This window comes from Methylobacterium ajmalii (genome assembly GCF_016613415.1).
GTDB classification, from domain to species: domain Bacteria; phylum Pseudomonadota; class Alphaproteobacteria; order Rhizobiales; family Beijerinckiaceae; genus Methylobacterium; species Methylobacterium ajmalii.
Window position 1 is genome coordinate 1 of record NZ_JACWCT010000040.1, and the last position, 20541, is coordinate 20541.

18 protein-coding genes and 1 other RNA gene are annotated in these 20541 nt (G+C 73.0%); 8 read left to right on the top strand and 11 right to left on the bottom strand.

The features are described 5' to 3' along the window. The 3 genes from HPY23_RS07555 to HPY23_RS07565 all read right to left on the bottom strand — a co-directional run. Window positions 1-1321 (bottom strand): DNA polymerase III subunit gamma/tau (locus HPY23_RS07555; protein ID WP_200601866.1); only part of this gene is annotated, 1321 nt, incomplete at its 3' end. Window positions 1322-1384: 63 nt separating this feature from the next. Beyond that, window positions 1385-1481: signal recognition particle sRNA small type (gene ffs / locus HPY23_RS07560), an RNA gene on the bottom strand. A 65-nt stretch (window positions 1482-1546) separates the two neighbouring features. Further along, complete coding sequence (locus HPY23_RS07565) at window positions 1547-2911, bottom strand: RtcB family protein (RefSeq protein WP_459564378.1); 1365 nt, start codon at window positions 2909-2911, stop codon at window positions 1547-1549. Between the two features lie 243 nt (window positions 2912-3154). On the opposite strand from HPY23_RS07565, the gene HPY23_RS07570 reads away from it, so the two are divergent. Beyond that, window positions 3155-4144 (top strand): alpha/beta fold hydrolase, encoded by a 990-nt coding sequence (locus HPY23_RS07570; RefSeq protein ID WP_091888805.1) that lies wholly within the window; start codon window positions 3155-3157, stop codon window positions 4142-4144. Between the two features lie 10 nt (window positions 4145-4154). Here the strand turns inward: HPY23_RS07570 and HPY23_RS07575 are convergent, their stop codons facing one another. The 3 genes from HPY23_RS07575 to zapE all read right to left on the bottom strand — a co-directional run bounded on the left by HPY23_RS07575 (window position 4155) and on the right by zapE (window position 7254). Then, complete coding sequence (locus tag HPY23_RS07575) at window positions 4155-4742, bottom strand: NUDIX domain-containing protein (protein ID WP_091753585.1); 588 nt, start codon at window positions 4740-4742, stop codon at window positions 4155-4157. A 91-nt stretch (window positions 4743-4833) separates the two neighbouring features. Continuing rightward, window positions 4834-5970 (bottom strand): M20 family metallopeptidase, encoded by a 1137-nt coding sequence (locus tag HPY23_RS07580; RefSeq protein WP_091888807.1) that lies wholly within the window; start codon window positions 5968-5970, stop codon window positions 4834-4836. 84 nt (window positions 5971-6054) lie between these two features. Then, on the bottom strand, window positions 6055-7254 hold the full coding sequence (gene zapE, locus HPY23_RS07585; RefSeq protein ID WP_060848416.1) for a cell division protein ZapE: 1200 nt from the start codon (window positions 7252-7254) through the stop codon (window positions 6055-6057). A gap of 196 nt (window positions 7255-7450) precedes the next feature. Between zapE and HPY23_RS07590 the strand changes: the two genes are divergently transcribed. Beyond that, complete coding sequence (locus HPY23_RS07590; protein ID WP_091888809.1) at window positions 7451-8023, top strand: GNAT family N-acetyltransferase; 573 nt, start codon at window positions 7451-7453, stop codon at window positions 8021-8023. 138 nt (window positions 8024-8161) lie between these two features. Further along, window positions 8162-8359: a hypothetical protein gene (locus tag HPY23_RS07595; protein WP_060848418.1), complete on the top strand. Its 198-nt coding sequence runs from the start codon at window positions 8162-8164 to the stop codon at window positions 8357-8359. Between the two features lie 42 nt (window positions 8360-8401). On the opposite strand, the gene HPY23_RS07600 is transcribed toward HPY23_RS07595, so the two are convergent. Beyond that, the gene (locus tag HPY23_RS07600) at window positions 8402-9460 is read right to left on the bottom strand and encodes a phosphotransferase (RefSeq protein WP_091753589.1); all 1059 of its coding nucleotides are present in this window, start codon (window positions 9458-9460) and stop codon (window positions 8402-8404) included. A 174-nt stretch (window positions 9461-9634) separates the two neighbouring features. Here HPY23_RS07600 and HPY23_RS07605 point away from each other — a divergent pair, with 174 nt between their 5' ends. Continuing rightward, entirely contained in the window at window positions 9635-10228 is a 594-nt protein-coding gene (locus tag HPY23_RS07605) for an invasion associated locus B family protein (RefSeq protein ID WP_060848420.1), read from the top strand. Between the two features lie 622 nt (window positions 10229-10850). Here HPY23_RS07605 and HPY23_RS07610 read toward each other — a convergent pair. Together HPY23_RS07610 and HPY23_RS07615 are read right to left on the bottom strand one after the other, a co-directional pair. After that, entirely contained in the window at window positions 10851-11966 is a 1116-nt protein-coding gene (locus tag HPY23_RS07610; RefSeq protein WP_091888811.1) for a D-alanine--D-alanine ligase family protein, read from the bottom strand. A 65-nt stretch (window positions 11967-12031) separates the two neighbouring features. After that, complete coding sequence (locus HPY23_RS07615; RefSeq protein WP_091888864.1) at window positions 12032-12952, bottom strand: LysR family transcriptional regulator; 921 nt, start codon at window positions 12950-12952, stop codon at window positions 12032-12034. 208 nt (window positions 12953-13160) lie between these two features. Here HPY23_RS07615 and HPY23_RS07620 point away from each other — a divergent pair, with 208 nt between their 5' ends. The 3 genes from HPY23_RS07620 (at window position 13161) to HPY23_RS07630 (ending at window position 18040) form a co-directional block, all read left to right on the top strand. Beyond that, on the top strand, window positions 13161-14447 hold the full coding sequence (locus HPY23_RS07620) for an allantoate amidohydrolase (protein ID WP_091888813.1): 1287 nt from the start codon (window positions 13161-13163) through the stop codon (window positions 14445-14447). Window positions 14448-14613: 166 nt separating this feature from the next. Continuing rightward, on the top strand, window positions 14614-15027 hold the full coding sequence (locus tag HPY23_RS07625) for a DUF3830 family protein (RefSeq protein WP_048450618.1): 414 nt from the start codon (window positions 14614-14616) through the stop codon (window positions 15025-15027). A gap of 178 nt (window positions 15028-15205) precedes the next feature. Then, complete coding sequence (locus HPY23_RS07630; RefSeq protein WP_091888815.1) at window positions 15206-18040, top strand: ATP-binding protein; 2835 nt, start codon at window positions 15206-15208, stop codon at window positions 18038-18040. A gap of 91 nt (window positions 18041-18131) precedes the next feature. Here HPY23_RS07630 and HPY23_RS07635 read toward each other — a convergent pair whose 3' ends face one another. Further along, a complete protein-coding gene (locus HPY23_RS07635; protein ID WP_060848422.1) occupies window positions 18132-19013 on the bottom strand; it encodes a 3-keto-5-aminohexanoate cleavage protein in 882 nt (293 codons plus the stop codon). Window positions 19014-19177: 164 nt separating this feature from the next. On the opposite strand from HPY23_RS07635, the gene HPY23_RS07640 reads away from it, so the two are divergent. Continuing rightward, window positions 19178-19798, top strand: a complete 621-nt coding sequence (locus tag HPY23_RS07640) for a flavin reductase family protein (RefSeq protein ID WP_175540025.1) — start codon at window positions 19178-19180, stop codon at window positions 19796-19798. On the opposite strand, the gene HPY23_RS07645 is transcribed toward HPY23_RS07640, so the two are convergent. After that, the gene (locus HPY23_RS07645) at window positions 19788-20459 is read right to left on the bottom strand and encodes an RraA family protein (protein WP_060848424.1); all 672 of its coding nucleotides are present in this window, start codon (window positions 20457-20459) and stop codon (window positions 19788-19790) included. The genes HPY23_RS07640 and HPY23_RS07645 overlap by 11 nt on opposite strands. Window positions 20460-20541: the final 82 nt, after the last annotated feature.

Sequence of the window (20541 nt, forward strand, 5' to 3'; positions counted from 1 at the left end):
GGACGGGGGCGCCCGCCGTCGCGGAGGCGCCGGACGGGGCCGCGCCCGGCGCCCGGGCCGGCAGGGCGAGGCTGCCGCCGTCGCGGATCTGGCGCAGGGCCTCGTCGGGGGTCGGCAGGTCGGCGGCGTAGATCAGACGCACCAGCGCCATCTCGGCCGCCGCGAGCGGCCGGGCCGCGGCCTGCACCTCGGGGATCGCCTTGAGCAGGATCTGCCAGGCGCGCGACAGCGCCCGCACCGAGAGCCGGTCGGCGAAGTCGCCGCCGCGCACCCGCTCGACCTCGCTGAGCGAGGTGTCGGAGCGCGCGGAGTCGGGCGCGAGCTTCAGCCGGGTGACGAGGTGGGTGAACTCGGCGAGGTCGGCGAGCACCACCGCCGGGTCGGCGCCGGATTCGTGCTGGGAGCGCAGCTCCGAGAAGGTCGCCGGCACGTCGCCGCGCATCGCCGCCTCGAACAGGTCGACGACCCGGGCGCGGTCGGCGAGCCCGAGCATGTCGCGCACCGTCTCGGCGGTGACGTGGCCGGCGCCGTGGGCGATCGCCTGGTCGAGGAGCGACAGCGAATCGCGCACCGAGCCCTCGGCGGCCCGGGCGATGGCGGCGAGGGCCTCGGCCTCGGCCGAGACGCCTTCCGCGTCACAGATTTTTTGCAGGTGCGCGATCAGGGCCCCGGCCTCGACCCGGCGCAGGTCGAAGCGCTGGCATCGCGACAGGATGGTGACCGGAACCTTGCGGATCTCGGTGGTGGCGAAGACGAACTTCGCGTGCGGCGGCGGTTCCTCCAGCGTCTTCAGGAAGGCGTTGAACGCCTTCTCGGACAGCATGTGGACCTCGTCGACGATGTAGACCTTGTAGCGCGCCGAGACCGGGGAATACCGGATCCCGTCGATGATCTGGCGGACGTCGTCGATGCCGGTATGCGAGGCGGCGTCCATCTCCAGCACGTCGATGTGCCGGGATTCCATGATGGCGGCGCAGTGCAGGCCGAGCGTCGGCAACCGGATCGTCGGCCCGGCATTCGGGTCGTCGGGGAGCGCGTAGTTGAGGCCGCGGGCGAGGATGCGGGCGGTGGTGGTCTTGCCGACCCCGCGCACGCCGGTGAGCATCCAGGCCTGCGGGATACGGCCGGCCTCGAAGGCGTTCGCCAGGGTGCGCACCATGGCGCCCTGGCCGATCAGGTCGTCGAAATCCTTGGGGCGGTACTTGCGCGCCAGGACCCGGTAGGCGGGGGCCGGCGGCTGGCCGGCGCTCTGCTTCGGCGCGGCGCCGAACCCGGGGAGACCCGGCTCGTCGATCGAGGGCGTGCCGGAGGTCTCGTCCATACGCTCGCAGGGTCGTGAGGGCGGCCCCCGGAGAGGGGGCGCACGCGCTCCTGAAAGGGGAGGGGTGGGAGGCTGGACGAAAACCCGCTCGGTCTCGTTAGGGCTGCTTCCTTCCGGACCTGACCCGGTTGGCGAGTGAAACGTCCCTCGCCAACCTCCCGAGGCCTATATGGCGGGACGACGCCGGAAACGCAAGCGCGCTCCGGCGCCCCGGATTCCGCCGGTTCAGCGCGCCTTGCGCCAGGGAGCGTCGTGCTCCCAGTCGCCGGCCATGATCGAGCCGCAGGGCTCGATTTCGTCGACGATCTCGGCGAGGTGGTACTTGGCGATCTGGGCCCGTACCGAGGCGGCGTTCTTGTAGGCGCTCGGCAGCTCCGAGTGGTCGGGGACGCCGCAATAGGACCGGATGTCGAGGCCGCGAGCCTGCAGGGCCGCCAGCTCGGCGGCCAGCGCCACGCCGTTCTCCCGCAGGTGCTGGGTGCGCGAGGCGTTGCGGCCGGCCCCGTGCGGGGCAAAGCCGAGCGACCCCCCGTGGTCGCGATGCCGTGCGATCAGGATCGGTTCGCTCATGTTGAGCGGGATCAGGGTGCGGCCGTCGTCGTCCGCAGCGTAGCCCGACCAAGACGGCGTCGCGCCCTTGCCGTGGTAGAACAGCCCGTCGTCGCGCCGGAACACGAAGTTGTGCTCGTTCCAGAACGCGTCCAGGACCTGGTTGCCGATCTCCTGGCGCACCATCGCGTGGATGATGCCGTGGTTGGCCTTGGTCCAGTTCCTCACGATCTGGAGCGCCTGCCAGTAGGCCTCGCCGTCCGGGCTGTCGGCCTTGATCCAGGCGTTGTGCGCCGGCACGCGCGGGGCGACGATCCCGGTATGGCGCCGGGCCGCCGCCATGCCGCGCTTGTAGAGCTGCGCGCCGAGGCCGCGCGAGCCGTGATGGGTCACGAGCGCGATCCGGCCGCTCGACTTGAGCCGGCCGACGAAGGCGAAGTGGTTGCCGTCGCCCTGGCTGCCGAAATGCCCGAGCGCCATGTTCTCGAGGCCCTTCAGGAACGGGTTGTCGGAAAACGCCGCCTCGCCCTCGAAGACCGGCCGGATCGGCGTGTCCCGTCCCCCGGGCCCGAAATGCGTCACCCGCTGCACGGCGTCGAGCACCTTCGCGGGGTCGTCGTCGCGCTTGAACACCGTGACGGCGACCGAGCAGCAGATATCCGCCGAGTGGAAGCCGGGATGGATGGCGTCCTCGCACGCCACCACGCCGCCCACCGGGATGGTGCCCGGCTGCGTCCCCGACGGACAGGCATCCGGCATCACGGCACCGGCCTTGATCGTCGGCACGCGCATCAGGGCATCCATATGGGCCGCCACGGACGCGGCATTCGCCCGCTCGGCCGGGGTCTCGGTATCGAGAAACAGGCCGTAGGGCAGGCCGTTCGTGCGCATCAGCGTCTCGGGCGGCACCAGAGTCTGCAGCTGGGCGAAGATCGCATCGTCGCTCTCGCCGGCGGCACGCATGGCGTTGGCCGTCTCCAGCCCCTGCTTGAACCAGCGGCCGGGCTTGAAGCCCCAGGCGATCAGGGTCGCTCCGTCGATCACGGTGTCCTCTCCTGTCGTGACGGCCGGTGGCGGCCGGCGGCGCGGGCCCGGGCACCCGGGGCGGGCGCGATCCACCGCGACGGGCCCTCGCCGCCCGGACTTGCCCCAAGGTTAACCGCGATGCCGACCCGCGGCCACCCCGCCATCCGAGGGCGGAAGGACCGTCGCGCGACCACGCAGGCTCCTGCGGTGCGGTCGGCGACGGTGTAAGAGCCTGCCACCGTCCGGGAGATCCGCTCGATGCGCTATCCGCTCCTCGCCCTTTGCCTCCTGTCCGCGACCGCCGCCGCGGCCGCTCCCTCCTACGGGCCCGAGCTCGAAGGGTTCGACTATCCCTATCCGGTGAAGCGCCACGCCGTCGCATCGCAGGGGCAGGACCTGTCGATGGCCTACATGGACGTCGTGCCGGAGCGCCCGAACGGCGGCACGATCGTGCTGCTCCACGGCAAGAACTTCTGCGCCGCGACCTGGGGCGACACGGCCGGCGTCCTGGCGCGCGCCGGCTACCGGGTGCTCGCCCTCGACCAGATCGGCTTCTGCAAGTCCTCGAAGCCCGCCGGCTACCAGTTCAGCTTCCAGCAGCTCGCCACCAACACCCACGGGCTGCTCGCCTCCCTCGGCATCGCCAAGGCGACGATCGTCGGGCATTCGATGGGCGGGATGCTGGCCGCCCGCTACGCCCTGATGTTCCCCGAGGCGGTCGACCAGCTGGTGATGGTCGATCCGCTCGGGCTCGAGGACTGGCAGGCCAAGGGCGTGCCCTACCAGACGATCGACGCGGCCTACGCCGCCGAGCGCAGGACGAGTGCGGCGAGCATCAAGGCCTACCAGCTCAAGTTCTACTACGACGGCCAGTGGAAGCCGGCCTACGACCGCTGGGTCGACATGCAGGCCGGGCTCTATGCGGGCCCGGGCGCGGAGCGGGTGGCCCTCAACCAGGCCCAGACCTCCGACATGGTGTTCACCCAGCCGGTGGTGCACGAAGTCGACCGCCTGCGCGTGCCGACGGTGCTGATGGCCGGGACCAAGGACCGCACCGCGCCGGGCGCCAACCGGGCGACGCCGGAGATCGCCGCCACGCTCGGGCGCTACGACCGGCTCGCGCCGGAGGTGGCGGGGCGGATCAAGGGCGCCCGGCTGGTGATGTTCGAGGGGCTGGGCCACGCCCCGCAGGTCGAGGCGCCGGACCGGTTCCACGAGGCGCTGCTGCGGGAACTCGCGGCGCGCTGAGCCTCCCGCCCTACCCTCGCAGCAGCGCCGACAGATCCTCCGGCAGGTCGCCCCGCCGGGCCCGCTCGGCGAGGCACAGGAGCAGGGCGACGCTCGGCCCGTCGGTGATCGCGCCCGACAGGGCCTCGTCGAGGGCCGCGGCGAAGGGCAGGCGGCGCAGGCGCAGGCTCTCCTGCGGGTCGGGATGCGAGGGCCCGCGCGTGAGGTTCCAGGCGACGAAGCCCGGGACCCGCTCGCTCGAGATGCCGGGCGAGGCGTCGAGCCGCAGCAGTTCGAGCCAGGATCCGGCCTCGTCCCCGGTCTCCTCCGACAGCTCGCGCCGGGCCGTGGCCAGCGCGTCGTCGGAAACCGAGCCCGAGCCGCGCGGCAGCTCCCAGGTGAAGCGGTCGAGGACGTACCGGTACTGCCCGATCAGCGTCACCCGCCCCGCGGGATCGACCGGCAGCACCGCAACGCCGAACACCTTGAAACGCAGCGCGACGTGCGGGTGCTCGCGGCCGGATTCGTGGCGCAGTTGGTCGAGGTCGACGCCGAGGTAGCGGTCCTCGTAGCGGCGCTCGCGCGAGAGCGTCACCCAGGGGTTGGTGCGGTCGGTCATGCGCGGGTGTCATCCGTGGCGGTCCCGCATCCGTGCAGGATGCGGGCCGGCAACGCGGGGAGGGCGCGAAAGATCGCCGTCCCGGGCACGCTCACAGCGTCTCCAGCAGCCGCCGCATCAGCCGTAGGCGCGGCGCGATCGACGAGATCAGGCCGTATTCCTGGAGCGTGTGCGCGCCGTCGCCGTCGATGCCGAGGCCGTCGAGGGTCGGGATGCCGAGCGCCGCGGTGAAGTTGCCGTCCGAGCCGCCGCCGGTGAGCGGCACCGCGCCGAGGTCGAGCCCGAGCTCGTCGCGGGCGAGCGCCTTGGCGTGGGCGTAGAGCGCGGCGCCGGCCTCCGCGTCGTAGGGCGGCCGGTTCATGCCGCCGGTCACCGTGACGCGGAAATCCGGCGAGGCGCGCAAGCCCAGGATCCGGCCGGCATAATCCTCGCCGTCGGCGGCGGTGACCACCCGCAGGTCGACGGCGAAGCGGCAATGCTGGGGCACGACGTTCTCGGCGGTACCGCCGAGTATCGTCCCGACCGTGGTGGTGACGCCGCGGGCGTAATCGGTCAGCCCCTCGATCTCGAGGATCAGCCGGGCGGCCTCCCGGATGGCGTTGCGGCCGTCGGCGTGGCGGGTGCCGGCATGCGAGGGACGGCCCTCGACATGGACGTCGAAGCGGCCCACCCCCTTGCGCCCGGTCACCACCTTGCCGCCGTCGCGGCCGGGCTCGGTGACGAGCACCGCGGCGCTCGTGCGGCCGAGATCCTCGATCAGCCCGCGGGTCGATTGCGAGCCGGTCTCCTCGTCGCTGCTGAACAGGAAGGTGAGGGGGCGCCGCGCGAGCCCGCCCCGCGCCGCCGCCGCGAAGGCCTGGAGCGCCAGCCAGGCGCCGCCCTTCATGTCGTAGACGCCCGGCCCGTAGAGCCGGTCTCCCTCGACCCGCACCGGCAGGTCGTTCGCGAGCGTGCCGACCGGGTGCACGGTGTCGAGGTGGGACAGGACCAGGATGCCGGGTTCGCCGTTCCGGGGGCCGGCCCGCAGGATCAGGTTGTCGCCGAAGCCGTCGCGGCCCGGCACCCGCTCGGCGGTCAGCCCGAGGCCGGCGGCTTCTCCGGCGACGAGGTCCATCATCCGGTTGACGCCCTCGACCGAGTCCGTCGGGCTCTCCACCGCGAGCCAGCGCGAGATCGCCGCGACGGCATGCTCGGGCGACAGGTCGGTCGGATGCGGGGAGGGGGTCATCGGAGGCCTCGGTGGGAATGAACTAACAGCGCGGACGCGCCACCGCTTCGGCGCGCAGATTGCGGCGCAATCAAGAAGCGCGTCTCAGGTCTCCACCAGCCCGGTCGTGCTGCCCGAGGCCTCGGAATCCGGCCGTCCGTGCGGCAGGGCGAGGTATTCCTCCGAGCGCATCTCGATCAGGCGCGAGACCGTGCGCTCGAACTCGAACGCCTCGCGGCCGGAATCCGCCAGGTACAGCCCGGTCGGCTCGGCGGCGGCGGAGGCGAGCAGCTTGGTGCGGGTGTCGTAGAGCGCGTCGACCAGGATGATGAAGCGCTTGGCCTCGTTGCGCTGCGCCAGGTCCATCACCGGGATGCCGTCCACGATCACGGTGTGGAAGCGCTCGGCCAGAGCCAGGTAGTCGGCCGCACCGAGCGGCCGGGCGCAAAGATCCGCGAAGGTGAAGCGGGCGACGCCGCCGGCGGCCTCGGGGATCGCCACGTCGTGGCCCTTGACCTGGATCGCCGTCGGCCGGCCCTGCGCCTCGCCGGACAGGGCCCGGAACGCGCCGGTGAGGGCGGCCGCCGCCGCGTCGTCCGCCGGGACGTGGTAGACCGGGCTGCCGCCGAGCTTCTCCAGGCGGAAATCGGTGCGCGAATCGAGCCGCACGACCGCGACCCGCTCCTTGAGCTGGTCGATGAAGGGCAGGAACAGGGCGCGGTTGAGGCCGCCCTCGTAGAGGCGGTCGGGCTCGACGTTCGAGGTCGCCACCATCACGGTGCCGCGGGCAAAGAGCGCCGTGAACAGCCGCCCGAGGATCATCGCGTCGGCGATGTCGGTGACCGTGAACTCGTCGAAGCAGAGAAGCCGCGCCTCCGCCGCCAGGGCCTCGGCCACCGGGGCGATCGGGTCGTCGCCCCGTGCCGTGCCCTGCTTCACCGCCTGGCGGTGGCGGTGGATGCGCTCGTGCACGTCGCCCATGAAGGCGTGGAAATGCACCCGGCGCTTCGGGGCCGGGGCCTCCTCGTGGAAGAGGTCCATCAGCATGGTCTTGCCGCGACCGACGAGGCCCCAGACGTAGAGGCCGCGCGGGCCCGCCACCGGCTCGGGCTTGCGGCCGAACAGCCGGCCGAGCACGCCCGGACTCGCCGGCGGCGGCACCGCGGCGAGGTCGCGGATCACCCCGTCGAGGCGGGCGACGAGGTCGGTCTGGGCGGGATCGCGCTCGATCGCGCCCGACGCCACCAGGGCGTCGTAGCGGGCGGCGACCGGGCCGGCGGCGGCGGAAGCGGGGCTTTGGGTCACGGCATGGGGCTTATCCCGCGGGGCCGGCCCGCGCAATGCGGTGAGATCATGGCGGCCGCATGCGCCCGGGGCACGGCCGTCGTGCCGTGCAGCCCCGGAACGGCGTCCCTATCTGCTGCATTGCACAATCCCGGTTTCGGCCGGGGTGGGGAAACGCTCGAGATCGTGCCGTCCTTGTCCGGAGTGCACCTCGAGAATGCCAGACACCCGAAACATCCCCGCCGGCACCCTGGTCCGGCGCCTCTGGTCGAGCGACCGCGACGCGGTCGTCACGCTGTTTCGCGACCTCGACCCCGAGTCCCGCTTCGACCGCTTCATGGGCACGGTGAGCGAGGCGGCGGCCGCGGCCTACGCCTCGCACGCCGTGTCCGCCGAGGGCCTGGTCTTCGGCGCCTTCGCGGACGGAATCCTGCGTGGCGTCGGTGAATTGCGGCCGAAGGGCGCCTCCGCGGAGGCCGAGATCGCCTTCGCGGTGGCGCCCGGCCATCGTGGCCGCGGGCTCGGCGGCGCCCTCGGCGCGCGCCTGGCCGAGGCCGCCCGCAACGCCGGCACCCGGAGGATCCACCTGCGCTGCCTGCCGGGCAACCGGCGGATGCGGGCCCTGGCCCGGCACCTCGGTGCCGAGTTCCGCCTCGGCGGCCGGGAGGTCCATGCCGTCCTGGCGCTGAGCCCGCCGACGCTGTTCTCGCTCTGGCGCGAGGGCGTCGACGGCCTGTTCGACGCGGCCGCCGCGGTCTCGGCCGCGTGGCCGACGGTGCCGCTCGCCTGACGGCCGCACGCCGCGGCTCCGGGGCGGGGATGGTGAACGAAATCCGAAATCAAGGCCGGATGCCGCCACCATCCGGCCCCGCCCGCGCCGGATTGTCCGGGTCAAACCGGATCCGAGACAGCAGGAGGGGAGATCCCGATGCAGCCCGTCCGATCCACCCGCGGCGACGAGACCGCCGCCCTCGAACGCTCCGTCGCGGCGGCGCTCCGCACCATCGCGGCGGTCCAGGCCGAGCGCAGCGCGCCGCAGGTCCGCTCCGCCCGCCTGCGGCTCGCGACGATCTACGGCGTCACCCGCCTGCAGCGACGGCGCGAGCGCGAGCGCGCCGCCGGCTGAGTCCGGCCGGCGGTAGGCGCGCGACCCCGCGGCCGCCCTCCGTCAAGCCTGGCTGCGCGCCAGCTCCCAGCCCCGCTCGGCGAGCGCGATGCCGAGCGCGCCCTTCTGGCTCGCCTCGTCGCTCGACGCGTTGCCGGCCTTCGAGCGGGCCAGCACGCCCTCCAGGATCACCGCCAGGCGAAACAGCGCGAAGGCGACGTGGAACGGGGTGATGCCGTCCTTGCGCCCGGTCCGCTCGCAGTAGCGGCGCACGTACTCGTCCTGGGTCGGGATGCCCAGCGCCGGCAGGTCGCGCCCGAGCATGCCCCGGTAGGCGGTCGGGTCGGTGTTGTAGGCGATGCAGTTGTAGCCGAGGTCGGCGAGCGGGTGGCCGAGCGTCGCCAGCTCCCAGTCGATGATGCCGATCACCCGCGGCTCGGTCTTGTGGAAGATCATGTTGTCGAGCCGGAAGTCGCCATGGACGATCCGGGTCTCGTCGCTGTCGGCCGGGATGTGGGCCGGCAGCCACTCGGCGAGGCGGTCGATCGCGGCGTTCTCGCGGGTCTTCGAGGCGGTCCACTGCTTCGACCAGCGCTCGACCTGGCGCTGGAAGTAGTTGCCGGCGCGCCCGAAATCGGAAAGCCCGATCGCCGCCGGATCGACGAGGTGGAGCCGCGCCAGCGCCTCGTTCATCCCGTGATAGATTCCGGCCCGCTCCTCGCGCGGCAATTCGGGCAGCATCGGGTCCCAGAACACCCGGCCGTGCAGCCGCTCCATCAGGTAGAACGGCGTGCCGATGACGGACGGGTCGGCGCAGAAGGCGACCGCCTGCGGCACCGGCACGTCGGTGCGCGACAGGGCCTGCAGCACCCGGAACTCCCGGTCGACCGCGTGGGCCGAGGGCAGGAGCTTGCCCGGCGGCTGCTTCCTCAGCACGTACTCGCCGGCCTCGGCCATCACCAGGAAGGTCGGGTTCGACTGCCCGCCGCGCATCTGCCGCAACTCGTGCAGGGCGCCCAGCCCCTGCTCCCGCAGGAAGGCCTCCAGGGCCTCGGTCGGGAAGCGGTGCGCCTCGCGCACCGGAATGGTCTCGGGCAGGTCCGACGGGGATGGGGCAGTCATGCGACCTTCGCGGCCTCTCGCGTGCGTTTCCGGGGCCGGACCTTGCCCCACCGGCGCGGCGGGGTCATTCCTGCACCGCAGCAATTCGGCGAAGCGGCGGTGTAGCCCACTGATTTCGCCGCATTTTCCGGCAATCGGGTGGGCAAGCGCACCGCCCGCGACTAGAGTTCCCGCATGATTCGCGCATTCCTCCTGGCCGCCGCCGGCCTGTCCCTCCTCGTCCTGCCCGCCGCGGCCAAGCCGAAGCCCAAGGCCGAGGCCGCCCCCGCCAGCCTTCAGGCGAGCCCGATCGGCACCTTCGGCGACTGGAACGTCTTCGCCGCCGGCGAGGGCAAGGCGCGCCTCTGCTACGCCATCAGCCAGCCGCAGGTGCGGCTGCCCAAGAGCCTCAAGCGCGATCCGGCCTATCTCTTCGTCACCGTCCGCAAGGGCGAGAAGGTCAACAACGAGGTCGCGGTGATGCTGGGCTTCGCGCCCAAGCCCGGCAGCGCCCAGGCCACCACGGCGGCGGCCAACGGCGCCGTGCCGAGCCCGAGCGCCGCCGATCCCAGCCTGACGATCGGCGCGGCCCGCTACGCGCTGGTGGTGAAGGGCAGCAACGCCTGGGTCCAGAACCCCGCCGACGAGAGCAAGGTCGTCTCCGAGATGGGCCGGGGCAAGAAGGTCGTCGTCAAGGCGGTCTCGCAGCGCGGAAACGCTTCGATCGACGAATACGCCCTCGACGGCTTCGGCGAGGCGATGAAGCGCACCCGCGAGGAGTGCAAGTAATCCCACAAGTAATACCAACGGTCGTTTGAGGCCCCGTTGGTTCTGTTCACGGGATGGGACGGCCGAGAGGGTGACCCCTCCCCCTCTGTGGGGGAGGGTGTTCCGCTAGGTCAACAGTCTAATGCGTCGGCGTCCCAGCGCCTGTTTGACCGATCGACATATTCTGGACCGCCAGCAACTTCATCCTGAGGTGTTGGTCGATCAACGATCGACTAACCCCTAAGGAGGGCTCCAGAAGTCTCCGAGATCACCGGATCCCTCCTTCGAGGCTCACTGCGTTCACACCTCAGGATGAGGTGGAGGGTACGATAGAAAATCCCCTCGCGATTGCGTCGTTACAAGTCAAACAGGCTTTCAGGCTGTTGGTATGTGACGTCCCGAGTCATCCATCCCAGGAAGCGGGCCGGCGAGGCCCGTCCGGACGAGCGCCTTAGAGCGCTTCACGATCGCGAAGCTCTCTAGATTTTTGATTTTGCCGCATTTTCTTCAACGAGCCGGTATCCACCGCGTCGGAAAATGCTCTAGAGCGCTTCACGATCGCGATGCAATCGCGAAGCTCTCTAAGTCTTTGCTTTGTCGCATTTTCTGCGACGAACCGGTTTCCACTTCGTCGGAAAATGCTCTAGTCGGCGAGTTCCCGCTTCAGCCCGCGTCGCGTCCGGTGGCGTTCCAGCGCCAGGTCGATCAGGCGTGTCAGCAGCTCCGGATAGGGGATGCCGGAAGCCTCCATCATCTTCGGGTACATGCTGATCGAGGTGAAGCCCGGCAGGGTGTTGACCTCGTTGAGGTAGAACTCGCCGCTCTGGCGGTCGAGGAAGAAGTCGATCCGGGCCATGCCGCTGCATTCGAGGGCCTCGAAGGCCAGCAATGCCAGCGCGCGGACCCGCTCCATCTGCTCCGGGCCGATCCTGGCCGGCAGGTCGACGCTGGCGCCCTCGGGGTCGAGGTACTTGGCGGCGTAGGAGTAGAAGTCGTGGTGGGCCTGCGGGTTCAGCTCGCTGGCGACGCTGACGAAGGGTGGGGCGCCGTCGAGCACCGCCACCTCGACCTCGCGGGCGTCGATGCCCTGCTCGACCAGGACCTTGACGTCGTACCGGAACGCGTCGGCGAGCGCCGCCGGCAGGTCGGCCCAGGCCTTCACCTTATGGATGCCGACGCTGGAGCCCATGTTGCAAGGCTTGACGAAGACCGGGAGCGTCATGGCGCGCGCGATGTCGTCGAGGGAGACCACCCCGCGCTCGTAGGCGCTGCGGGTGAAGGCCCGGTAGGGGGCGATCGGGATGCCGGCGAGGCCGGCCAGCCGCTTGGTGACGTCCTTGTCCATGCCGACCGCCGAGGCCAGCACGCCCGAGCCGACATAGGCCGTCTCGGTCAGCTCGAGCAGGCCCTGGAGCGTGCCGTCCTCGCAGAGCGGCCCGTGCAGGACCGGGAACACCACGTCGATCTCCGCGCGCTCCGGCGCGCCCGCGAGGCTCGCCACGGCGGCGCGCCCATCCGCGGCGGCGGCGAGGCGCACCTCGGGGCTCTCCGGCGGGATCGCCAGGGATTCGTCGCCGGTCTGGGTGATCCGGCGCAGGTCGTGACGCTGCCAGCGCCCGGCCTTGTCGATGCTGACCGGGATGACCTCGAACCGGTCCCGGTCGAGGTGGCGGATCACGGAGGCCGCCGAGCGAAGCGAGACCTCGTGCTCGCCGGATCGGCCGCCGTACAGGACGGCGACTCGGGTCTTCTCGGTCATGCGCACACCCTCGGTCACCTGCAACCACGCCTGCCCGCCGCGGGAGATCGCGGACGGGGGCCTGATTATCGCTCCGGGAAGATTTCAGAAACCCTACGCGCCGCCGCCCCGTCCGCCGGCCCGAGCGCCTCGCGCATCAGGGCGAGGAAGTTCTCCGTCACGGCGCCGGCCGGGCCCCGGTGGAGGGCGCAGACGTCGGCGGTCGGAGCGGGCCCGAGGAGCGGCCGGTAGGCGATGTCGGGCCGCGTCGCCGCGCAGGCCGATTCGGGCACCAGGGCGACGCCGAGGCCCGCCGCCACCAGGTTCACGAGCGAGGCCGATTCGACCACCTGCTGCACCGGGCGCGGCGCGAAGCCCGCCTCCCGGCAGGCCTCCCACAGGTCGGTGGCGAAGCGCGAGTCGCGCAAGGAGACGAAGGGCTCGTCGCGCAGGTCGGCCAGCGCGATCGCGGCGCGGGCCGCGAGGCGGTGCCCCGCCGGCAGGGCGACGCCGACCGCCTCGGGCCAGGCCCGCACCACCTTCAGGGACGGATCCTCCGGCGGCCGGCGCAGGAAGCCGAGATCGATGCGCTGCGCGTGGAGCGCCGCCGGCTGCTCGCCGGGCGGCATCTCGTGCAGGCGCACCAGCACGCCGGGATACCGCTCGCCGAAGAGCCGGATCAGCCGCCCGAGCGGGCCGGCCAGGATCGAGCCGGTGAGCCCGATATCGAGGGTGCCGGTGCGCCCGGCCCCGACGGCGCGGGCCTCGGCGCAGGCCTCCTCGACCTCGCCCAGGATGCCGCGCGCCCGGGCCAGGAAGGCGGTGCCCGCGGGGGTGAGGGCGACGCTACGGCTGGTGCGCCACAGGAGCGGCGTGCCGAGCTCGGCTTCGAGGTCGCGGATCTGCTGGCTGAGCGGCGGCTGCGACACGCCGAGCCGCTCCGCCGCGGCGGTGAAGCTCAGGGACTCGGCGACCGCCACGAAGTAGCGCAGGTGCCGCAGCTCCACGGCGACCGCTCCGGCAGCAAGGGGGAGGATGCTTCGGCGGACGGCCCGGCGGCCGATCGAGACGCGAAACGACTGGATCATACGCAACGCGATATTGGATGTCCAGCACGGGCGGGGGCAGGGGTTGGCGGCGCGGCCCCGCCGGAGCGCGAGGCTGGACAGGCCCGCGGACCGGCCATACCCGGGGCCTCGATCGGAGCCCACCGCCATGCAGCACGACCGGCCGCCCGCCGCCTCCGAGAGCCCCGGAACCTCCGAGACCTGCGGCGGCGCCGTGATGGCCCGCCTCGCCGAGCTGGCGCGCTTCAGCGCCGATCCCGACGGGCTCACCCGCCTCTACCTCACCCCCGCCCACGCGGCGGCGGCCCGGCAGGTCGCCGCCTGGATGGAGGAGGCGGGCATGAGCGTCCGGCTCGATGCCGCCGCCACGGTGGTCGGGCGCTACGAGGCCGACACGCCCGGCGCCCCGACGCTCCTCGTCGGCTCGCACATCGACACCGTGCGCGATGCCGGCCACTACGACGGCAACCTCGGGGTGGTGGTCGGCATCGCCGCCGCGCGGGCGCTGCACGAGGCGGGCGAGCGCCTGCCCTTCGCGGTCGAGGTGCTGGCCTTCGGCGACGAGGAGGGCGTGCGCTTCCCCGTGACCCTCACGGGCTCGCGGGCGCTCGCCGGCCTCGTCCGGCCCGACTTCCTCGACGCCCGCGACGGCGACGGCATCACCCTGGCGCAGGCCCTGCGCGACTTCGGCGGCGATCCCGACGCGCTGTCGGCGCTCGCCCGCGACCCGGCCTCGGTGCTGGGCTACCTCGAGGTCCATATCGAGCAGGGGCCGGTCCTCGAGGCGGCGGACCTGCCGGTCGGAATCGTCACGGCGATCTCGGGCGCGAGCCGCCTCGTCGTCACGGTCGAGGGCCGGGCGGGCCATGCCGGCACCGTGCCGATGCCCCTGCGCCGCGACGCGCTCGCGGCGGCGGCCGAGATGGTGCTGGCGGTCGAGGCCGAGGCGCAGGCCACCCCGGACCTCGTCGCCACGGTCGGCCGGATCGAGGTGCCGCGGGGCGCCGTCAACGTCATCCCGGCCATGACCCGGTTCAGCCTCGACCTGCGCAGCCCGAGCGACGCCGTGCGGCATGCCGCGCTGGCGCGGCTCGGCGCCGCCTTCGCGGCGATCTCCGAGCGCCGCGGCGTCGCGGTCACGACGGAATCGAGCTACGACGAGCCCGCCGCCGCCTGCGCGCCGGCCTTCCGGGACGCGCTCGCCGAGGGCATCGCCCGGCTCGGCCTGCAGCCCCTGAGCCTGCCGAGCGGCGCCGGCCACGACGGGCTGGCGCTGGCGGGCCTGTGCCCGATCGGCATGGTGTTCGTGCGCTGCGCCGGCGGGCTCAGCCACTCGCCCGCCGAATCGGTCGCCGAGGCCGACGTCGACACGGCGGTGCGCCTGCTCGTCGACGTGCTGCGCCACCTGCGGCCGGAGGCCCTGGCCCGGTCCTGAGCGGACTTGCGTCGGCAGGCCAGCGCTTCGCCCATTCGGGTTCTCTTGCTGCCGCAGATCTTCGGCGCCGAACCGGTAACCACTTCGGCGAGATCCGCTTAGCTTAGCGGGTCCCGGCCCCCGAACGCCCCCGTCCCCCTCTCCCCACCACATCAGGAGATCCCCCGTGAAGGAACTGAAGATCAAGGCCGGCCCGTTCGACCTCGTCGGCCGTCTCGAGCTCGAGAAGGCGCCCCAGACCTGCGCCGCCTTCCTCAAGGCGCTGCCGTTCGTGAGCGAGGTCATCCACGTCCGCTGGAGCGGCGAGGGTGTGTGGATGCCCCTCGGCGACCTCGATTTCGGCGTCGGCTACGAGAACCACACCAGCTACCCGGCGCCCGGCCAGATGATCCTCTATCCCGGCGGCATCAGCGAGACCGAGATCCTGCTCGCCTACGGCGGCGTGCACTTCGCCAGCAAGGTCGGCCAGCTCGCCGGCAACCACTTCCTCACCATCACCACGGGCATCGAGCACGTCTACGACCTCGGCCGCATGACCCTGCTCAAGGGCGCCCAGCCGATCCGCTTCGAGGCGATGTGACGCGCTCCCCTCCGGCCGCTTCGGCGGCCGGAGGGGGTGGGCCCGGCCTTCGCCGAACGGGCCGGCCGGGCACCGGCAAGAAACCCTTGCGGCCGGCCCGCCCGCCCCGTACCCCTTCAGGCTTGCGGCCCGCCCGGGATGCCCGAAGGGGTGCCGGGCGGAGCGTGGGGCGCGAGAGATGAACCTGAAGCGGTCCTACCGCAGTCTCATCGGCGGCGTCTGGGCGGGCGTGCTGACGACCTGCCTCGGGCTCGCCACGGTCACGGTCTGGACCGATACCCGCGACTACGAGCGCACGATCCGCGACGCCCGCAGCACCGCCGAGGCGGTGGTGCAGGCCCTCGGCCAGGAGGCGAACCGCCTTGTCTCCTCGGTCGACATGCTGCTCAGCGCCGCCGCCGCCCGGGTCGACGCCCACACCTTCGGGGCGAACCCGAGCTACACCCGCCAGCTCCTGTCCGGCCTGATGGCCCACGTCCCGGCGGTGATGGGCGTGCGGGTGCTCGACGGCACCACCGCGGGCGTCCTGTACGGCCAGGGCGGCGTCGGCACCGAGGGCCGCCCGTCCGACGCCGAGCTCGTGCGCTCAGCCCTCGCGATGGGCCAGTCCGAGCTCGCGGTCGGCTGGCCGACCCGGATCGGGCCGGCCGATTCCTGGTTCGTGAGCGTCGCCCGCCTGGTGATGCCGCGCCCGGGCGAGACGCCGCTCGTCGCGGTGGCCGACCTCTCGCTCACCGAGCTGCAGCGGCTCTACGGCCGGCTCGACCTCGGCCCGAACGGCGCCATCGGGCTCCTGCGCAGCGATGGCGTGATCCTGGTGCGCCACCCCTACGCCCCCGACAAGGTCGGCCTGAGCGTCGCGGGCGGAGCCCTGATGCGCGCGGCCGCCGGCGTCGCCGGCGGTACCTACGACGGCAGTGCCTCGCCGATCGACGGCGTCTCGCGCTACGGCAGCTTCCAGCGCGTCGCCGGCGCCCCGCTCCTCGTCACCACCGGCGTCTCCAAGGACGAGACCCTGGCGGCCTGGCGCGAGGGCGTGCGCCAGGACGCCGCGGTGGTGCTCGGCATCAGCACCGTGCTGGTCGGCCTCGGCTTCGGGCTGACCCGGGCGATGCTGCGCCACCGCGACCTCGAGGCGGAGGCGAGGCGCGCCGCCGGCATGCTCTCGGCCGGGGAGGCGCGCTACCGGCTGCTCGCCGAGAACACCAGCGAGCTGATCGTGCTCGCCCACGACGACGGCCGGCGCAGCTACGTCTCGCCGGCGGTGCGGCGCCTCCTCGGCTACACGCCCGAGGAGGTCGTCGCGATGCGCCTGCGCGACTGCGTCCACCGCGAGGACCTCGCCCTCCTGGTCACCCAGGCCCGCCGCCTCGCCGCCGGCGAGCCGCAGGTCAGCGTGGTCTGCCGCGCCCGCCACCGGACCGGGGCGTGGATCTGGGTCGAGGGGGCGTTCCGGCGCATCCCGGGGGCGGCGCCGGGCGAGCCCGCCATCATCGCGACCTTCCGGGACGTCGGCGAGCGCCAGCGTCATGCCCGCGCCCTCGAGGAGGCGCGGATCGCCGCCGAGCGGGCGAGCCAGGCCAAGAGCGACTTCCTGGCCTCGATGTCCCACGAGATCCGCACGCCCCTCAACGGCGTCATCGGCTATGCCGACCTGCTGCTGGCCGACCGCACCCTGCCGGGCCGGCACCGGCGCTACGTCGACCGGATCGCCGCGGCGGGCGGGGCGCTGCTCACCGTCGTCGACGACATCCTCGACTTCTCGCGCATCGAGGCCGGCGGCATCGCCTTGTCCGAGGTGCCCTTCGCCCCGGCGGCGCTCGTCGACAACGCCGCCTCGATCGTGCGCGGCCTGTCCGAGCCCAAGGGCCTCGCTCTCGACGTCGCCCTCGATCCCGCCGTGCCGGACTGGGTCCGGGGCGATCCCGACCGCCTGCGCCAGATCCTGCTCAACCTCCTCAACAACGCCGTCAAGTTCACCCCCGCAGGCCGGGTCGCGGTGCGGGTCGAGGCGGAAGGGGGGAGCCTGCGGTTCTGCGTCAGCGATACCGGCATCGGCATCGCCCCCGAGCAGCACGGCCGGCTGTTCCAGCGCTTCAGCCAGGTCGACGGCTCGATCCGGCGGCAATACGGCGGCAGCGGCCTGGGGCTCGCCATCTGCAAGGGCCTGGTCGAGCTGATGGGCGGCACGATCGGCGTCGAGAGCCGGACGGGCGCCGGCTCGACCTTCTGGTTCCGGGTGCCGCTGCCGGCCTGCCCGGCCCCGGCCGCGGAGGCCGCGGAGGGCCGGCCCCGGCCGGTACACCCGGCCCGCCTGCTGCTGGTCGAGGACGTGCCGATCAACCAGGACCTCGCCCGGGCGGTGCTCGAGGCGGAGGGCCACAACGTCGACGTCGCGGGCGACGGCGCGGCGGCGATCGAGGCGGTGCGGGCCAAGACGTACGACCTCGTGCTGATGGACGTGCAGATGCCCGGCATGGACGGGCTCACCGCCACCCGGACGATCCGGGCGATGGCGGGACCCGCCGGCACCGTGCCGATCGTCGCGATGACCGCCAACGTGCTGCCGGCCCAGATCGAGACCTTCCGGGCCGCCGGCATGGACGGCCATGTCGGCAAGCCGTTCAAGCGCGCCGAGCTCGCCGCGGCGATCGCCCGCCACCGCGCCGACGGCGGCGAGACCGCCCCGGTCCCGACGCTGGTCGACGTCGAGGCCTTCGCGGCGGCCCGCTCGCTGATGGGACGCGAGCGGATCGACGGCCTGCTCGGGATGCTGGCGACCGAGCTCGATCAGCGCTTCCGCTCCCGCAGCAGTGATCGCGCCGGGCTGGCCCACGACGCCCACGCGATGATCTCGGCCGCCGGCCTCCTCGGCTTCACCGGCCTGTCCGACCTCTGCCGCGAGATCGAGGAGGCCTGCCTCTCGGGCGCCGACCTGCCCGACCTGCAGCGCCGGATCGACGCGGCGCGGGCGGCGGCGCTCGACCAGATCGAGACCTTGCGGGCGGCCTGACCGCGATCCGCGCCCCGGGGTTCATCCACGCGCCCTCCCTCGGATGCCGACGCGGCCGTCATCCGGGAGGCGGGAGGGTGGAGCGGGTCTTTCAGCCCGCGCCGTCCCGCACCGCCAGATCGTGACGCACCGCCGCGGCATCGGCCACCCGGCCCCCCGCCGCCTCGATCGCCCGGCGCGCCGCCGCCACCCAGGCCCGGTTGCCCTGCGGGCTGCCCCAGGGCGCGTCCTCGAGCCCGACCCGGACATGCCCGCCCCGCGCCACCGCCGCCGGCACCAGCGGCAGGATGTCGACGCCGAGCCCCGCCACCATCCAGGGTGCGCCGGGCGCGCATTCGGCGAGCAGCGCCAGATGCGCGTCGAGATAGGCCGGCCGCGGCGGGAAGCCCCAGGCGAACTCGTCCGAGAACATGAAGCGGTAGACCGGCACCGGCGGGCGCGGCTCCAGGGCGGCGAGCGCCGCGCCCAGGCGGGTGAAGCCCGGCTCGTAGATGGCGTAGCCGGGCCGGATGCGGTGCGTGCGGGCGATGCGCAGGCCCTCGCGGATGTCGGGCATCGGGTTCTGGTAGAGGAAGCCGCTCTCCGGGGCCGACGCCTCGTCGTAGCGCAGGAAGGTGGTCGAGCCGGGATCGCACACCGCCCACTCGATCAGGCCGCGGCGGGCCAGCTCCTCGGTATGGGCGTAGCGGCTCGCCGCGCTCGCGGCGTAGTCCGAGCCCGCCAGCGGGATCGTCGGGTAGACGATCACGTCGGCCTTCGCCCGGATGCCCTCGATGATGCGGGCATAGGTCTCCCAGGCGTCGTTCTGGCGCCCGGTCGCGGGATCGTAGGCGTGGACGTGGACGATCGCGGCTCCTTCCGCGGCGGCCGCCAGCCCGTCGGCCACCACCTCCGCGACGGTGATCGGGATGCCGGGCTGGCGCTCGCGCCCCCACGGCCCGTTGAGCGCCGCCTCGATCCAGATCTGCGCCATCGCGCGCCTCCCCCGCTTTTGCCGGCATCATGCGCCGGCCGCGCGCCGCTGTCTCCCGTGACGGCTCGGCTCTTGCAGACCATAAGGCGCTAACAACCCTGGGAGGATTCCGATGCCGACGCACCGCGCAAGCGCCACCTCGTTCGACGGGACGCGGTGAGCCGATGGAGCTGCGCTTCGACGACCTCTCCCCCCGCGACCGCTACCGCCTGCTCACCGCCCTGGTGACGCCCCGGCCGATCGCCCTCGTGACCACGCGCTCGGGCGCCGGCCTCGACAACGCGGCGCCGATCAGCTTCTTCCAGGTGCTCGCCGAGGAGCCGCCGGTCGTGGCGCTCAGCTTCAACCTGCGCTCCGACGGCACCCTGAAGGACACGCCCCGCGCCATCGCCGAGACCGGCGAGTTCGTGGTCAACCTCGTCGACGAGGCGCTGATTCCGGCGATGACCGTCTGCGCCGCCGAGTTCCCGCCCGGCGAGAGCGAGATCCCGGCCTCGGGTCTGACGCTCCTGCCCTGCACCGGCGTCGCGCCGCACCGGATCGCCGAGGCGCCGGCGAGTCTGGGCTGCCGCACCCACACGGTGATCGACCTCTCGCCCGAGCGCCGGATCGTCCTCGGGCAGGTCGTGTCGCTGCACGCCCGGGACGATCTCTTCACCCCGGACGGGCGCCACCTGCGCGACGGCGCCTTCCTGCCGGTGGGGCGTCTCTACGGCGACCTCTACGTCCGCACCGGGGACCGCTTCGCGGTGCCCCGGATCGCCTACGAGGATCTCACGCCCTGACCGCGTCCGGCACGCCGAACACCGCGAGCGTGGTCTCGCCGGCCGAGAGGCGCGTCTCCCAGCCGATCTCGGCCCGGGCCCGCTCCTCCGCCTTGTCGATCAGGCCCTCGGCGGCGTCCCGCGGGATCACCACGACGCCGTCGTCGTCGCCGAGGATCAGGTCGCGGGGATGGACCGTGGCGCCGCCGATCGTCGCGACCGCGTCGACGGTGCCGCCGTCCTTCGAGGCCGGGCCGCGCGCGGTGACGTGGCGGGTGAACACCGCGAAATCGCCCCAGCCGCCGAGGATGCCGGTGTCGCGCACCGCCCCGTCGGCGACGAGCCCGACGATCCCCTTGCGGCGCGCCGCCGTCGAGAGCAGGTCGCCGATCATCGCGACGTCGCTCCGTCCCCCGGCATCGATCACCACCACGTCGCCGGCCTCGGCCACCGCGATGGCGTGGTGGACGGCGCCGTAATCCTTCGGATCGCACACGGCCGTCACGGCGCTGCCGAGGAGCGCCGGTCCCCCGGCGATGCGCCGCAGCGGCCGGATCGCCGGATCGACCTGGGTGCGGCCCTCCAGGAGATCGACCACCACCGCCACCGGCACGGCGGCAAAGCGCGCGATCAGGTCGGCGTCGAGGCGGGGCGGGGTCTTCGCGATGATGCGGGTCGGCATGGCGTCTCCTCCTCGGCCGTCCTCGGCTGCGCGGCCGTCTCGGCCTTGTGCGCGTCTTGGCTTTGCGGCCGGTGCCCGATCT

What these genes read in the sequence shown, in the direction of transcription:
- HPY23_RS07635 (WP_060848422.1), bottom strand. Translation starts at nt 19,013, where the DNA reads ATGGCGCAGATCTGGATCGAGGCGGCGCTCAACGGGCCGTGGGGGCGC.
- HPY23_RS07575 (WP_091753585.1), bottom strand. Translation starts at nt 4,742, where the DNA reads ATGACCGACCGCACCAACCCCTGGGTGACGCTCTCGCGCGAGCGCCGC.
- HPY23_RS07620 (WP_091888813.1), top strand. Translation starts at nt 13,161, where the DNA reads ATGCAGCACGACCGGCCGCCCGCCGCCTCCGAGAGCCCCGGAACCTCC.
- HPY23_RS07640 (WP_175540025.1), top strand. Translation starts at nt 19,178, where the DNA reads ATGGAGCTGCGCTTCGACGACCTCTCCCCCCGCGACCGCTACCGCCTG.
- HPY23_RS07645 (WP_060848424.1), bottom strand. Translation starts at nt 20,459, where the DNA reads ATGCCGACCCGCATCATCGCGAAGACCCCGCCCCGCCTCGACGCCGAC.
- HPY23_RS07610 (WP_091888811.1), bottom strand. Translation starts at nt 11,966, where the DNA reads ATGACCGAGAAGACCCGAGTCGCCGTCCTGTACGGCGGCCGATCCGGC.
- HPY23_RS07595 (WP_060848418.1), top strand. Translation starts at nt 8,162, where the DNA reads ATGCAGCCCGTCCGATCCACCCGCGGCGACGAGACCGCCGCCCTCGAA.
- HPY23_RS07600 (WP_091753589.1), bottom strand. Translation starts at nt 9,460, where the DNA reads ATGACTGCCCCATCCCCGTCGGACCTGCCCGAGACCATTCCGGTGCGC.
- HPY23_RS07630 (WP_091888815.1), top strand. Translation starts at nt 15,206, where the DNA reads ATGAACCTGAAGCGGTCCTACCGCAGTCTCATCGGCGGCGTCTGGGCG.
- HPY23_RS07580 (WP_091888807.1), bottom strand. Translation starts at nt 5,970, where the DNA reads ATGACCCCCTCCCCGCATCCGACCGACCTGTCGCCCGAGCATGCCGTC.
- HPY23_RS07605 (WP_060848420.1), top strand. Translation starts at nt 9,635, where the DNA reads ATGATTCGCGCATTCCTCCTGGCCGCCGCCGGCCTGTCCCTCCTCGTC.
- HPY23_RS07590 (WP_091888809.1), top strand. Translation starts at nt 7,451, where the DNA reads ATGCCAGACACCCGAAACATCCCCGCCGGCACCCTGGTCCGGCGCCTC.
- HPY23_RS07570 (WP_091888805.1), top strand. Translation starts at nt 3,155, where the DNA reads ATGCGCTATCCGCTCCTCGCCCTTTGCCTCCTGTCCGCGACCGCCGCC.